The 14,242-nt window shown below is 56.7% G+C and carries 12 protein-coding genes; 5 read left to right on the top strand and 7 right to left on the bottom strand.

What is annotated here, in order from left to right:
• The first annotated feature begins 179 nt into the window (after positions 1-179).
• Positions 180-4,640: a glutamate synthase large subunit gene (gene gltB / locus HII27_RS10095; RefSeq protein WP_185667788.1), complete on the top strand. Its 4,461-nt coding sequence runs from the start codon at positions 180-182 to the stop codon at positions 4,638-4,640.
• A gap of 9 nt (positions 4,641-4,649) precedes the next feature.
• A complete protein-coding gene (gene gltD, locus HII27_RS10090; RefSeq protein WP_185667787.1) occupies positions 4,650-6,068 on the top strand; it encodes a glutamate synthase subunit GltD in 1,419 nt (472 codons plus the stop codon).
• 266 nt (positions 6,069-6,334) lie between these two features.
• On the opposite strand, the gene sspB is transcribed toward gltD, so the two are convergent.
• The 5 genes from sspB to zapE form a co-directional block, all read right to left on the bottom strand.
• Entirely contained in the window at positions 6,335-6,835 is a 501-nt protein-coding gene (gene sspB, locus HII27_RS10085) for a ClpXP protease specificity-enhancing factor (protein ID WP_185667786.1), read from the bottom strand.
• 4 nt (positions 6,836-6,839) lie between these two features.
• Positions 6,840-7,478, bottom strand: coding sequence for a stringent starvation protein SspA (sspA, locus tag HII27_RS10080; RefSeq protein ID WP_185667785.1), 639 nt, complete (start codon positions 7,476-7,478; stop codon positions 6,840-6,842).
• A 299-nt stretch (positions 7,479-7,777) separates the two neighbouring features.
• Positions 7,778-8,170 (bottom strand): 30S ribosomal protein S9, encoded by a 393-nt coding sequence (rpsI, locus tag HII27_RS10075; RefSeq protein WP_000829818.1) that lies wholly within the window; start codon positions 8,168-8,170, stop codon positions 7,778-7,780.
• Between the two features lie 15 nt (positions 8,171-8,185).
• A complete protein-coding gene (rplM, locus tag HII27_RS10070) occupies positions 8,186-8,614 on the bottom strand; it encodes a 50S ribosomal protein L13 (RefSeq protein ID WP_185667784.1) in 429 nt (142 codons plus the stop codon).
• 290 nt (positions 8,615-8,904) lie between these two features.
• On the bottom strand, positions 8,905-10,035 hold the full coding sequence (gene zapE / locus HII27_RS10065) for a cell division protein ZapE (protein WP_185667783.1): 1,131 nt from the start codon (positions 10,033-10,035) through the stop codon (positions 8,905-8,907).
• Between the two features lie 198 nt (positions 10,036-10,233).
• On the opposite strand from zapE, the gene zapG reads away from it, so the two are divergent.
• The 3 genes from zapG to degS all read left to right on the top strand — a co-directional run bounded on the left by zapG (position 10,234) and on the right by degS (position 13,306).
• Positions 10,234-10,632: a Z-ring associated protein ZapG gene (gene zapG, locus HII27_RS10060; RefSeq protein WP_035891191.1), complete on the top strand. Its 399-nt coding sequence runs from the start codon at positions 10,234-10,236 to the stop codon at positions 10,630-10,632.
• Positions 10,633-10,770: 138 nt separating this feature from the next.
• Positions 10,771-12,147 carry a serine endoprotease DegQ gene (gene degQ / locus HII27_RS10055; protein WP_185667782.1) on the top strand — a complete coding sequence of 459 codons (1,377 nt, stop codon included), beginning with the start codon at positions 10,771-10,773 and terminating at the stop codon, positions 12,145-12,147.
• A 91-nt stretch (positions 12,148-12,238) separates the two neighbouring features.
• The gene (gene degS, locus HII27_RS10050) at positions 12,239-13,306 is read left to right on the top strand and encodes an outer membrane-stress sensor serine endopeptidase DegS (protein ID WP_185667781.1); all 1,068 of its coding nucleotides are present in this window, start codon (positions 12,239-12,241) and stop codon (positions 13,304-13,306) included.
• A gap of 74 nt (positions 13,307-13,380) precedes the next feature.
• On the opposite strand, the gene HII27_RS10045 is transcribed toward degS, so the two are convergent.
• The gene (locus HII27_RS10045; RefSeq protein ID WP_185667780.1) at positions 13,381-14,094 is read right to left on the bottom strand and encodes a hypothetical protein; all 714 of its coding nucleotides are present in this window, start codon (positions 14,092-14,094) and stop codon (positions 13,381-13,383) included.
• A 55-nt stretch (positions 14,095-14,149) separates the two neighbouring features.
• The coding region (locus HII27_RS10040; protein ID WP_185667779.1) for a sodium ion-translocating decarboxylase subunit beta at positions 14,150-14,242 on the bottom strand (93 nt) is incomplete at its 5' end.

The following is a 14,242-nucleotide window of genomic DNA, read 5'->3' as shown; positions in this document are numbered from 1 at the left end:
GTAATTGAGATTCCCTCTTAAGCAAGTCCTCAAACTTGTGCGACCTACGCGAAAAGGATAAAAGAGGGCGAATGCGAGGTTAGGCAGATGAATGCCATACCCCGTCGCCATGCTCTTGCTGTGCCTTGCGCGCAATCGATTAAGGGGGCGTCCCGTAGAGCCTGGGGAGGTTCACTGATATGTTGTACGATAAATCCCTTGAGAGGGATAACTGTGGTTTCGGCCTGATCGCCCACATAGAAGGCGAACCTAGCCACAAGGTAGTGCGTACCGCGATACACGCACTGGCCCGAATGCAGCACCGTGGCGCAATTCTCGCCGACGGTAAAACCGGTGACGGTTGTGGCCTGCTGCTGCAAAAACCTGACCGTTTCTTTCGCATCGTCGCCGAAGAGCGCGGCTGGCGTTTAGCGAAAAACTATGCCGTTGGGATGCTGTTCCTGAATAAGGATCCTGAACGGGCTGCGGCATCTCGCCGTGTTGTAGAAGAAGAACTGCAGCGTGAAACCCTGTCTATCGTCGGCTGGCGGGATGTGCCAACCAATGAAGGCGTGCTGGGTGAGATCGCCCTCTCCTCTCTGCCTCGCATCGAACAAATTTTTGTTAACGCCCCTGCGGGCTGGCGTCCACGCGATATGGAGCGCCGCCTGTTTATCGCGCGTCGCCGTATCGAAAAACGCCTCCAGGAAGATAAAGACTTCTACGTTTGTAGCCTGTCGAACCTGGTCAACATCTATAAAGGTCTGTGTATGCCGGCGGATTTGCCGCGCTTCTACCTGGACCTCGCAGACCTGCGCCTGGAATCAGCCATCTGCCTGTTCCACCAGCGCTTCTCCACTAACACCGTGCCACGCTGGCCGCTGGCTCAGCCGTTCCGCTATCTGGCGCACAACGGCGAAATCAACACCATCACCGGTAACCGCCAGTGGGCGCGCGCACGTACCTATAAGTTCCAGACCCCGCTGATCCCGGATCTGCACGACGCTGCGCCGTTTGTTAACGAAACTGGCTCCGACTCCAGCTCCATGGATAACATGCTTGAGCTGCTGCTGGCGGGCGGGATGGACATCATCCGTGCCATGCGTCTGCTGGTGCCACTGGCCTGGCAGAACAACCCGGATATGGACCCGGATCTGCGTTCGTTCTTCGACTTTAACTCCATGCACATGGAGCCGTGGGACGGCCCGGCAGGTATCGTCATGTCTGACGGTCGCTACGCCGCCTGTAACCTCGACCGTAACGGTCTGCGTCCCGCGCGCTACGTCATCACCAAAGACAAGCTCATCACCTGCGCCTCTGAAGTCGGTATCTGGGATTACCAGCCTGACGAAGTGGTTGAAAAAGGCCGCGTAGGCCCGGGCGAGCTGATGGTTATCGACACCCGCAGCGGCCGCATTCTGCACTCGGCCGAAACCGACAACGATCTGAAAAGCCGCCACCCGTACAAAGAGTGGATGGAGAAGAACGTTCGCCGCCTGGTGCCGTTCGAAGATCTGGCGGACGACCGCGTTGGCAGCCGCGAGCTGGACGACGATACCCTCGCCAGCTACCAGAAACAGTTTAACTACAGCGCCGAAGAGCTGGATTCCGTTATCCGCGTACTCGGTGAAAACGGCCAGGAAGCGGTCGGCTCAATGGGTGACGATACCCCGTTCGCCGTGCTCTCCAGCCAGCCGCGTATCATTTACGACTACTTCCGCCAGCAGTTTGCGCAGGTGACTAACCCGCCAATCGACCCGCTGCGTGAAGCACACGTGATGTCGCTGGCGACCAGCATCGGTCGCGAGATGAACGTCTTCTGCGAAGCGGAAGGCCAGGCGCACCGCCTGAGCTTCAAATCACCGATTCTGCTGTACTCCGATTTCAATCAGCTCACCACGATGAAAGAGGAGCACTACCGCGCCGACACGCTGGATATCACCTTCGATGTGACGGAAACCAACCTCGAAGAGACGGTGAAAGCGCTGTGCGATAAAGCCGAACAGATGGTCCGTAACGGTACCGTACTGCTGGTGCTCTCTGACCGTAATATCGCTAAAAATCGTCTGCCGGTACCGGCACCGATGGCAGTGGGCGCTATCCAGACCCGTCTGGTTGATAAGAGCCTGCGCTGCGATGCCAACATCATCGTCGAAACCGCGAGCGCCCGTGACCCGCACCACTTTGCGGTGCTGCTCGGCTTTGGCGCCACGGCTATCTACCCGTACCTGGCGTATGAAACCCTGGGCCGTCTCATCGATACCCATGCTATCGAGAAAGACTACCGCACGGTGATGCTGAACTACCGTAACGGCATCAACAAAGGCCTGTACAAGATCATGTCCAAAATGGGCATCTCGACCATCGCGTCTTACCGTTGCTCCAAGCTGTTTGAAGCAGTTGGCCTGCACGATGATGTGGTCGATAACTGCTTCCAGGGCGTGGTGAGCCGCATTGGCGGCGCGTCGTTCGATGACTTCCAGCAAGATTTGCTGAACCTGTCGAAGCGTGCCTGGCTGGCGCGTAAACCGCTGGAACAGGGTGGTCTGCTGAAGTACGTCCACGGTGGCGAATACCACGCCTACAACCCGGACGTGGTACGCACCCTGCAACAGGCGGTACAGAGCGGCGAATATAGCGATTACAAAGAATATGCAGAGCTGGTCAACAACCGCCCTGCAGCAACGCTGCGCGACCTGCTGGCGATTAGCCCGAACGGCGAAACCGTCAACCTGGCCGACGTTGAGCCTGCAAGCGACCTGTTCAAGCGTTTCGATACCGCGGCGATGTCTATCGGCGCACTGAGCCCGGAAGCACACGAAGCGCTGGCTGAAGCAATGAACAGCATCGGCGGCAACTCGAACTCCGGCGAAGGCGGCGAAGACCCGGCGCGTTACGGCACCAACAAAGTGTCACGCATCAAGCAGGTGGCCTCCGGTCGCTTTGGCGTGACGCCAGCGTACCTGGTTAACGCTGACGTGATTCAGATTAAAGTTGCCCAGGGCGCGAAGCCAGGTGAAGGCGGCCAGCTGCCGGGTGATAAAGTCACCCCGTACATCGCCAAACTGCGCTACTCCGTACCGGGCGTGACGCTGATTTCGCCACCGCCACACCACGATATTTACTCTATCGAGGATCTGGCGCAGCTGATTTTCGACCTGAAACAGGTCAACCCGAAAGCGATGATCTCCGTGAAACTGGTTTCCGAACCGGGCGTGGGCACCATCGCAACCGGCGTGGCAAAAGCCTATGCCGACCTTATCACCATCGCCGGCTACGACGGCGGTACCGGTGCAAGCCCGCTCTCCTCCGTGAAGTACGCAGGCTGCCCGTGGGAACTGGGTCTGGTCGAAACGCAGCAGGCGTTGGTCGCTAACGGCCTGCGTCACAAGATTCGTCTGCAGGTGGACGGCGGCCTGAAAACGGGCGTCGATATCATTAAAGCGGCCATCCTCGGCGCTGAAAGCTTCGGCTTCGGTACCGGGCCAATGGTCGCGCTGGGCTGTAAATATCTGCGTATTTGCCACCTGAACAACTGCGCAACCGGCGTAGCAACTCAGGATGAGAAACTGCGTAAGAACCACTATCACGGCCTGCCGTTCAAAGTGACCAACTACTTTGAATTTATCGCCCGTGAAGTGCGCGAGCTGATGGCTGAACTGGGCGTAACCCGCCTCGTTGACCTGATTGGCCGCACCGACCTGCTTAAAGAGCTGGATGGCTTCACCGCCAAGCAGCAGAAGCTGGAGCTGTCTCGTCTGCTGGAAACCGCTGAGCCACATCCTGGCAAAGCGCTGTACTGCACCGAGAACAACCCGCCGTTTGATAACGGCGTGCTGAACGCGCAGTTGCTGCAGCAGGCAAAACCGTTTGTGGATGAGCGCCAGAGCAAAACCTTCTGGTTTGATATCCGCAACACCGACCGTTCCGTTGGCGCATCGCTGTCTGGCTATATTGCCCAGACCCACGGCGACCAGGGTCTGGCGGCAGACCCGATTAAAGCGCACTTCAGCGGTACCGCGGGCCAGAGCTTCGGCGTGTGGAACGCAGGCGGCGTTGAGCTGTACCTGACCGGCGATGCTAACGACTACGTCGGTAAAGGCATGGCGGGCGGTCTGCTGGCGATTCGTCCTCCGGTCGGTTCATCCTTCCGCAGCCATGAAGCGAGCATCATCGGCAACACCTGTCTGTACGGCGCGACCGGTGGTCGTCTGTACGCTGCTGGCCGCGCCGGTGAACGTTTCGGTGTGCGTAACTCCGGGGCGATTACCGTCGTAGAAGGTATCGGTGACAACGGTTGTGAATATATGACCGGCGGTATTGTCTGCGTGCTGGGCAAAACGGGCGTTAACTTCGGTGCCGGTATGACGGGCGGCTTCGCCTACGTACTGGATGAAGACGGTGATTTCCGCAAGCGCGTGAACCCGGAACTGGTGGAAGTGCTGGATGTCGACACGCTGGCGATTCACGAAGAGCATCTGCGCGGTCTGATTACCGAGCACGTGCAGCTGACCGGTTCTTCCCGCGGCGAAGAGATCCTGGCGCACTGGGAGACTTACTCCGCGAAGTTCGCGCTGGTTAAGCCGAAGTCCAGTGATGTGAAAGCCCTGTTGGGTCACCGTAGTCGTAGCGCAGCTGAGCTGCGTGTGCAGGCGCAGTAAGAGGTCATCATGAGTCAGAACGTTTATCAATTTATCGACCTGCAGCGCGTTGATCCGCCAAAGAAACCGCTGAAGATCCGCAAGATCGAGTTTATTGAGATCTACGAGCCGTTTTCCGAAGGCCAGGCCAAAGCACAGGCAGACCGCTGCCTGTCCTGCGGTAACCCTTACTGCGAGTGGAAATGTCCGGTACATAACTACATCCCTAACTGGCTGAAGCTGGCCAACGAGGGGCGTATTTTTGAAGCCGCCGAGCTATCACACCAGACCAACACCCTGCCAGAAGTCTGCGGGCGCGTTTGCCCACAGGACCGTCTGTGCGAAGGTTCCTGTACGCTGAACGACGAGTTTGGCGCGGTCACCATCGGCAACATCGAACGCTATATCAACGATAAAGCGTTCGAGATGGGCTGGCGTCCGGATATGACCGGTGTGAAGCAGACCGACAAGAAAGTCGCTATCATCGGCGCTGGCCCGGCGGGCCTGGCGTGTGCTGATGTGCTGACCCGTAACGGTGTGAAAGCCGTGGTCTTTGACCGTCACCCTGAAATCGGTGGTCTGCTGACCTTCGGTATCCCGGCCTTCAAGCTGGAAAAAGAGGTGATGACCCGCCGCCGTGAGATCTTCACCGGCATGGGGATTGAGTTCAAACTCAACGTTGAAGTGGGCCGCGACGTCCAACTGGATGACCTGCTGAAGGATTACGATGCCGTCTTCCTCGGCGTGGGCACCTATCAGTCCATGCGCGGCGGCCTGGAGAACGAAGATGCTTCCGGCGTATTCGATGCCCTGCCGTTCCTGATTGCCAACACCAAGCAGATTATGGGCTTCGGCGAAACCGCCGAAGAGCCGTACGTCAGCATGGAAGGCAAGCGCGTGGTGGTACTCGGTGGTGGTGACACCGCGATGGACTGCGTACGCACCTCCATTCGTCAGGGCGCAACGCACGTAACCTGTGCCTACCGTCGTGACGAAGAGAACATGCCTGGCTCCAAACGCGAAGTGAAAAACGCGCGTGAAGAAGGCGTGGAATTCCAGTTCAACGTCCAGCCGCTGGGCGTGGAAGTGAATGCCAACGGCAAGGTCTGCGGCGTGAAAATGGCGCGTACCGAGATGGGCCAGCCGGATGCGAAAGGCCGCCGTCGCGCGGAGATCGTCGCCGGTTCCGAGCACGTGGTGCCAGCCGATGCCGTGGTGATGGCGTTTGGCTTCCGTCCGCACAGCATGGAATGGCTGGCGAAGCACAGCGTTGAGCTGGACTCGCAGGGCCGCGTCATTGCGCCTGAAGGTATTGATAACGCCTTCCAGACCAGCAACCCGAAAATCTTCGCCGGTGGTGACATCGTGCGCGGCTCGGATCTGGTGGTCACGGCGATTGCCGAAGGTCGTAAAGCGGCTGACGGGATTATGAACTACCTGGAAGTGTAAAACCGTTCCGGCTCCCCTACCAAAGCGTTACGCTTATGGATGGGGAGCCTGTATTTCCCTGCTAAATACTTGTCTACGCATTCTTTGAAAGCAGTTCGCAAAACTTCCAGCACCATGACATTCAGCAGACGCTGTCTGGTGAATCTTAACAATTCATACCTCTATAACGCTCGCTGGAATATCCCCTTCCGGGAGAGCCTATATGCGCTAACAGTACCCAATAAAACCTACATAACAAAACAGGCCCCAAAGGGCCTGTTTTCATCTTACTTCACTACGCGGAGCGCTGGGCGCCCACCGCGAGGCGGTGGCGGCGTATCATCCGGGTCGTTGTCATCGCTGATATCGGGCTTATCGCCATCAATCACTGACATCACCGTTTCGCTTCCACCGTTATCCACGTCTTCATCATCATTGAAGCTTTCTGCATTTTCATCGTATGCAGTTTCAGGTTCAAACATGGTTCCGGCGCCGTTCTCACGGGCATAGATAGCCAGCACGGCGGCCAGCGGCACGTTAACCTGACGCGGTACGCCGCCAAAGCGCGCGTTAAAGCGCACTTCATCGTTGGCCAGCTCAAGGTTGCCCACCGCGCGCGGCGCGATGTTCAACACGATCTGCCCATCACGCGCGTATTCCATTGGTACGTTCACGCCTGGCATCATGACATCGACCACCAGATGTGGCGTCAGCTGGTTATCCAGCAGCCACTCGTAGAACGCACGCAGCAGATACGGACGGCGTGGGGAAAGCTGTGATACTTCCATTCAATTAACCCCGGCCAAGGCGCATTTCGCGCTCGGCTTCCGTTAAGGACGCGAGGAAAGAGTCACGTTCGAAGACACGAGTCATATAGCCTTTCAGCTCTTTCGCACCCGCACCAACAAGCTCGATGCCCATCACCGGCAGACGCCACAGCAGTGGAGCCAGGTAGCAATCGACGATGCTGAACTCATCGCTCAGGAAGAACGGCTTCTGGGTAAAGACCGGCGCAATGGCCAGCAGCTCTTCACGCAGCTGTTTACGCGCAGCGTCTGCCTGAGCAGCGGAGCCGTTCATCACCGTGTTCATCAGTGAGTACCAGTCTTTCTCGATACGGTGCATGTACAGGCGGCTTTCACCACGTGCGACCGGGTAAACAGGCATCAGCGGCGGATGAGGGAAACGCTCATCCAGGTATTCCATAATGATGCGTGACTCCCACAGAGTCAGTTCACGATCCACCAGTGTCGGTACGCTTTGATTCGGGTTGAGGTCAATCAGATCCTGCGGTGGATTGTCCTTTTCCACGTGCTCTATCTCGAAGCTGACGCCTTTCTCAGCCAGCACGATGCGGACCTGATGGCTATAGATGTCAGTAGGACCAGAAAACAGCGTCATTACCGAACGTTTGTTGGCAGCGACAGCCATGAAAACCTCCAGGTATATTCAGAATTTTTACTGCTACCAGCCACAACGGCGGCTAGCCAGATGATTAGCCCTATCTGCACGCTGAACAACATTCTCGTTCACGAATTAAACAAAAAATGAACAATCGCGCGCATTTGGGCAGAAAATTGGATGATAGTCTACCAGATTTTGAACGGCTTGTGGTGAGGGGATTCCGGAAAAGCGGAAAAAGAGCCCAGCGGCCATCGAATTGCGGGCATAAAAAAACCCGCCGGAGCGGGTTTTTTTCGCCAATTGTTGTCTGCCGAAGCAGAAACAAATTAACGCTTGGAGAACTGAGGACGACGACGTGCTTTACGCAGGCCGACTTTCTTACGTTCAACCTGACGAGCATCACGAGTAACGAAGCCAGCTTTACGCAGTTCGGAACGCAGGGACTCATCGTACTCCATCAGAGCGCGGGTGATACCGTGACGGATCGCACCAGCCTGACCAGAGATACCACCACCTTTAACAGTGATGTACAGATCCAGTTTCTCAACCATGTCGACCAGTTCCAGCGGCTGACGAACTACCATGCGGGCAGTTTCACGACCGAAGTACTGTTCCAGAGAACGTTGGTTGATAACGATTTTGCCGTTGCCCGGTTTGATGAAAACGCGAGCTGCGGAACTTTTGCGGCGACCAGTGCCGTAGTATTGATTTTCAGCCATTGCCTATAATCCCGATTAGATGTCAAGAACTTGCGGTTGCTGTGCCGCGTGGTTGTGCTCGTTACCCGCGTAAACTTTCAGTTTACGGAACATTGCACGACCCAGCGGGCCTTTTGGCAGCATGCCTTTAACCGCGATTTCAATCACACGCTCAGGATGGCGAGCAATCATCTCTTCAAAGGTCGCTTCTTTAAGACCACCGACGTAGCCAGTGTGACGATAGTACACTTTGTCAGTACGCTTGTTGCCGGTTACAGCAACTTTATCAGCGTTCAGAACGATGATGTAATCACCAGTATCTACGTGCGGAGTGTATTCCGCTTTGTGCTTACCGCGCAGGCGCAGAGCCAGTTCGGAAGCCAGACGGCCCAGAGTTTTACCGGTCGCGTCAACAACATACCAGTCGCGTTTTACGGTTTCTGGTTTAGCTGTAAAAGTTTTCATTAAAAGCTTACCCAAATAAATTAGTTACACGTTGGTGAACACCCAAACGTTTTGTCAGTTGAGGTTCACACGACATTGTCCAGCAAACCTACCCCTTCGAATAGCCTATGCCGGCGCAGAGAAAGTTTTGGGAAAAAAACTCTCTTGTAACGTGGGGTCGCAAGATTATAGAGAAGTCGGGGTCAAAGATCGACCCCTTTATGAGATTTGACGCGGGTTTTTCGGGGTTTGGGGATATGCGGCCTGATGCCCTCACCCCCAGCCCCTCTCCCACGGGGAGAGGGTAGCATTTATGGCATGTGCGGGCGCTTCAAGTACTCTTCGCTCTGCATCTCCTGTAAACGCGACAGGCAGCGCTGGAACTCAAACTTCAAGCGCTCGCCCTGATAGATGTTGTAAAGCTCCACCTCGGCGCTGACCACCAGTTTCACGTGGCGTTCATAGAACTCATCCACCAGCGCGATAAAGCGGCGGGCCTCGCTCTCCAGCAGCGGCGTCATCACCGGCACGTCGTAGAGCATCACGGTGTGGAACAGGCGTGAGAGCGCGATATAGTCGTGCTGGCTGCGCGCATCGACGCACAGCGTGGTGAACGACACCGCCAGCGTCTGGTTCTCAACGCCCAGCGTCGGCAACTGACGGTGGTTAATCTCCAGCGTCGTCTGGTTCTGCTGCGCGGTACCCGCCAGCGCCAGCCACAGTTTGTTCATCTGCTGGCGCGTATCGGCATTCAGCGGTGATAGCCACAGGTGCGCCTGCGTTAACGTTCGCAGACGATAGTCGATGCCCGCGTCAACGTTCATAATGTCGCAGTGTTCTTTAATCGCCTCAATTGCCGGCAGGAAGCGCGCACGCTGCAGGCCGTTGCGGTAGAGCTCATCCGGCGGAATGTTGGAGGTTGCCACCAGCGTAATACCGCGGGCAAACAGCGCCTTCATCAGGCCGCCAAGCAGCATGGCATCGGTGATATCGGAAACAAAAAACTCATCGAAGCACAGCACGTCAGTTTCCGCTTTAAACCGTTCGGCGACGATTTCCAGCGGGTCGCTGTGCCCTTGCAATTCGCCCAACTCTTCGTGCACCCGCAGCATAAAGCGGTGGAAGTGCAGACGCTGTTTACGCGTGCCCGGCAGGCTCTGATAGAACATATCCATCAGCCAGGTCTTGCCGCGCCCTACGCCGCCCCACATATAAAGGCCGCGCACCGCAGGCGGGGTGTCGGCTTCTTTCTTACCCAGCAGCTTGCCAAAGCGCGCGCGCAGGCCACCGCCGGAGGCAGGCGCAGGTGCGGGCGTTTTGTTTTGCAGTTCCTGGTAAATAGTGTCGAGGCGGTTAACCGCCTCACGCTGAACGTCATCGGGTTGATGACTGCCCTCTTCAAGAGCCTGAAGATAGCGCGATGTGGGGGACTGGCTTTGCATGATCTAATTGTTATTCCTTTGAAAACCGGTATGTCTTACTTCACGATTGACTAAAAAAAGTCCGTTCTACACTACGCGATGATGCGTCAGGATTCCACTTCTACGGGATTAGCGGTTATAGTGGCACTATCGGGCGCTGGCATGGAGCTGCCGAAGCTGCCAATACCCTATGGAACTATAAAACAACGGGAGATGTTCATGACCTGGGAATACGCGCTAATTGGGTTAGTTGTCGGTATCATCATCGGTGCCGTGGCCATGCGTTTTGGTAATAGCAAATTACGTCAGCAGCAGGCGCTGCAGTACGAGCTGGAGAAAAACAAAGCCGAGCTGGAAGAGTATCGCGAAGAGCTGGTCAGCCATTTTGCCCGCAGCGCGGAACTGCTTGATAACATGGCAGACGACTACCGCCAGATTTATCAGCACATGGCGAAAAGCTCCAGCAACCTGCTGCCGGGCATGTCTCCAGACGCCAACCCGTTCCGTAACCGTCTGGCCGAATCCGAAGCGGGTAACGACCAGGCGCCGGTTCAGATGCCGCGCGACTATTCTGATGGCGCATCCGGCCTGCTGCGCGGAAGCGCAAAACGCGATTAATCTGCATTCCATAAATATTTCACGGGCGCATCATTTGCGCCCGTCCTCTTCTGCTCACGCCGACTATATTTACTTCAATAACATCAGTCTTTTCGGGAAGTATTGTCCTTGCATACAGGGTCATGAGGGCCAGCATCAATGAAGAAATCGACTTTACTGTTAAGTGCACTGGCGTTAAGCATCGGGTTATCACTCGCCGTACCGGCTCCGGTACTGGCCTCGCTGCCGACGCAGGTTCCAGGCCAGGGTACTCTGCCGAGCCTCGCGCCGATGCTGGAGAAAGTGCTGCCCGCCGTGGTGAGCGTGAAGGTAGAGGGCACCGCGCCGGTGAATCAGCAGGTTCCGGATGAGCTGAAGAAATTCTTTGGCGATGACGGCAGTAACCCGGCAAATGAACCCACACAGCAGTTTGAAGGGCTGGGCTCCGGGGTCATCATCGATGCCATCAAAGGCTATGTGCTGACCAACAACCATGTGGTGAGCGACGCCCAGAAGATCAGCGTCCAGCTTAACGATGGCCGCGAATTTGAAGCCAAGCTTATCGGCAGCGACGATCAAAGCGACATCGCCCTGCTGCAAATCCAGAAAGCCAGCCACCTGACGCAAATCGCCATCGCCGACTCCGACAAGCTGCGCGTGGGCGATTTCGCCGTCGCGGTCGGTAACCCGTTTGGTCTCGGTCAGACCGTAACCTCCGGGATTGTCTCGGCGCTGGGCCGCAGCGGCCTGAATCTTGAAGGGCTGGAAAACTTTATTCAAACCGATGCCGCCATTAACCGCGGTAACTCCGGCGGTGCGCTGCTCAACCTCAACGGCGAGCTGATTGGCATCAACACCGCCATTCTGGCTCCCGGCGGCGGCAGCATCGGCATCGGCTTTGCCATCCCGAGCAATATGGCGCAAACCCTGGCGCAGCAGCTGATTCAGTTTGGTGAAATCAAACGCGGCCTGCTCGGCATCCGCGGGATGGAAATGACCGCCGACATCGCGAAAGCGTTTAATCTTGACGTGCAGCGTGGCGCTTTCGTCAGCGAAGTGCTGCCAAACTCAGGCTCAGCCAAAGCCGGGATTAAGTCCGGTGACGTGATCACCAGCCTGAACGGTAAACCGCTGAATAGCTTCGCCGAACTGCGTTCCCGCATTGCCACGACCGAACCAGGTTCGAAAGTGAAGCTGGGCCTGTTGCGCGACGGCAAACCACTGGAAGTTGAAGTCACGCTGGATAAGAGCACCTCATCCACCGCCAGCGCACAGCTAATTATCCCAGCGCTGGAAGGGGCAACCCTGAGCGATGGTCAGGCGAAAAGCGGCACCAAAGGGGTAGTGATTTCCAACGTCGAGAAAGGCAGTCCGGCCGCTCAGGTAGGTTTGCATAAAGATGATGTCATTATCGGCATGAACCGCCAGCAGACTGAATCGATTGCCGAGCTGCGTAAGGTGCTGGAAACCAAACCCGCGGTGATTGCACTCAACGTTATGCGCGGTAACGAGAGCATCTACCTGCTTATGCGCTAATCCTCGGAAACCGGACATAGCATGCAATGTATGTCCGGTAAACTCGTGGTATGCTTCGCCCAGTTTTCTCATCAACGATGATGCTTGTATCATGCTTCTAAAGCTCTTACGTTCCGTCGCACTAGGTTTACTGGTTGGCGGCATATTGATTGTGACCGTTCCCTCTTTGCGCCAGTGGAATCCGTTAGCCACTCAGCGCTTTAGCAGCACGGACGAAACCCCTGCCAGCTATAATCAGGCGGTGCGCCGCGCCGCGCCTGCGGTAGTTAACGTCTATAACCGCAGCCTGAACAGCAGCACCCACAGCCAGCTGGAGATTAAAACGCTCGGCTCCGGCGTGATTATGGATCAGCGCGGGTACATCATTACCAACAAGCATGTGATCAACGATGCGGACCAGATTATCGTCGCCCTGCAGGACGGCCGGGTGTTTGAAGCGCTGCTCGTTGGCTCCGATAGCCTGACCGACCTCGCGGTACTCAAAATTAACGCCACCGGCGGCCTGCCGGTGATTCCGATTAATCCCACCCGCGTACCGCACATCGGCGACGTGGTGCTGGCTATCGGCAACCCGTATAACCTCGGTCAGACCATCACCCAGGGGATTATCAGCGCCACCGGTCGTATCGGCCTGAACCCAAGCGGCCGACAGAACTTCCTGCAAACCGATGCCTCCATCAACCACGGTAACTCCGGCGGCGCGCTGGTGAACTCGCTGGGCGAACTGATGGGTATCAACACCCTCTCTTTCGATAAGAGCAACGACGGCGAGACACCAGAAGGGCTGAGCTTCGCGATCCCATTCCAGCTGGCGACCAAAATTATGGATAAGCTCATCCGTGACGGTCGCGTGATCCGCGGCTTTATCGGCATTAGCGGTCGTGAAATTGCGCCGCTGCGCGCGCAGGGCGGCGCTATCGATCAGATTCAGGGGATTGTGGTTAACGAAATCGCCCCGGACGGCCCGGCCGCGCAGGCAGGCATTCAGAACAACGACGTGATTATCTCAGTGAACGGTAAACCGGCGGTTTCCGCGCTGGAAACCATGGACCAGGTCGCGGAGATCCGCCCAGGTTCAGTGATCCCAGTAGTGGTAATGCGTGAAGATAAAAAGCTGACAATGCAGGTGACGATTCAGGAATATCCGGCGTCGAACTAATAGGTTGTAGCCCGGACGAGGCGCAAAGCACCGACTCCGGGGAACACCCGGTTTCGGCGCTAGCGCCACGACACTTAATCAACAAAAATCGGCCCCGCCGGGAAATGCGCCAGAAAATCCGTGAAGATCAGCAGTGCAGGTAGACGTTCCTCTTCTACCGGATATTCCCGCAATTCCTTATCCAGCACCATCAGATTCAACTCGCCTTCCTCCCCCAGCACACCGCCCAGCCAAAGCAGCCGCTGAGCTTGCTGTCTGGCGTACGGCGAACCGCTGCGCCAGGCCACCAGATGCAGCAACGTCTGTAGCAGGATGACGTGCGGGGTATGACCATCGCGCTGCAGACGCCGGAAAACAGGCAAAGCGATGCCGCGCACCGTGGCAAATCCACTTAGCGGTTCATCATCCCAATGGGGAAATTCCACTGCGAATGTCTTAACCAGGTCGCACAAGCGGTTATGCGTCAGCGGCTGCTTGTGCGCACACATATAACCCGCGGCCAGGCATAATAGTCCAATCCCTTGCACCCACACGACTTCCGACTGCCTCAGCGCCTGCGGAATAGCGTCCCTGGTCAGCGGGGTGCGCTGGTTTGCCGCGCGAAGCCCGGCGTCATAGCATTGCGCGAACAGCGCCGGGCTGTCAGGGTGGTTGTCACCTGCCCAGGGCAGCAAATGTAATGATGGTTCCAGCGTGGTGATATGACCGAGGGCTTCTGCGACGTAGCGCATGACGGTCTCTTTTGACGGTACTGACATAGCCTGACGAACGGCAATCATCTCACTCATTATCGATCCCTCATTGTTTGCAGGAGCGAGAAACCCCGCTCCTGAGAATGACGAATTACATCGCCATCACGTACTTCAGCATCACGCCTGCGGCTATCGCCGAGCCAATCACCCCGGCCACGTTCGGCCCCATGGCGTGCATCAGCAG

It is taken from the genome of Kluyvera sichuanensis, from assembly GCF_014218705.1.
Lineage (GTDB): Bacteria > Pseudomonadota > Gammaproteobacteria > Enterobacterales > Enterobacteriaceae > Kluyvera > Kluyvera sichuanensis.
This window is presented reverse-complemented; position numbering and strand designations above follow the sequence as displayed.

Excerpts from the sequence above, each read along its gene's own strand:
- gltB (WP_185667788.1), top strand. The coding sequence starts at position 180 with ATGTTGTACGATAAATCCCTTGAGAGGGATAACTGTGGTTTCGGCCTG.
- gltD (WP_185667787.1), top strand. The coding sequence starts at position 4,650 with ATGAGTCAGAACGTTTATCAATTTATCGACCTGCAGCGCGTTGATCCG.
- rplM (WP_185667784.1), bottom strand. The coding sequence starts at position 8,614 with ATGAAAACTTTTACAGCTAAACCAGAAACCGTAAAACGCGACTGGTAT.
- degS (WP_185667781.1), top strand. The coding sequence starts at position 12,239 with ATGCTTCTAAAGCTCTTACGTTCCGTCGCACTAGGTTTACTGGTTGGC.
- zapE (WP_185667783.1), bottom strand. The coding sequence starts at position 10,035 with ATGCAAAGCCAGTCCCCCACATCGCGCTATCTTCAGGCTCTTGAAGAG.
- HII27_RS10045 (WP_185667780.1), bottom strand. The coding sequence starts at position 14,094 with ATGAGTGAGATGATTGCCGTTCGTCAGGCTATGTCAGTACCGTCAAAA.
- sspA (WP_185667785.1), bottom strand. The coding sequence starts at position 7,478 with ATGGCTGTCGCTGCCAACAAACGTTCGGTAATGACGCTGTTTTCTGGT.
- degQ (WP_185667782.1), top strand. The coding sequence starts at position 10,771 with ATGAAGAAATCGACTTTACTGTTAAGTGCACTGGCGTTAAGCATCGGG.
- rpsI (WP_000829818.1), bottom strand. The coding sequence starts at position 8,170 with ATGGCTGAAAATCAATACTACGGCACTGGTCGCCGCAAAAGTTCCGCA.
- zapG (WP_035891191.1), top strand. The coding sequence starts at position 10,234 with ATGACCTGGGAATACGCGCTAATTGGGTTAGTTGTCGGTATCATCATC.
- sspB (WP_185667786.1), bottom strand. The coding sequence starts at position 6,835 with ATGGAAGTATCACAGCTTTCCCCACGCCGTCCGTATCTGCTGCGTGCG.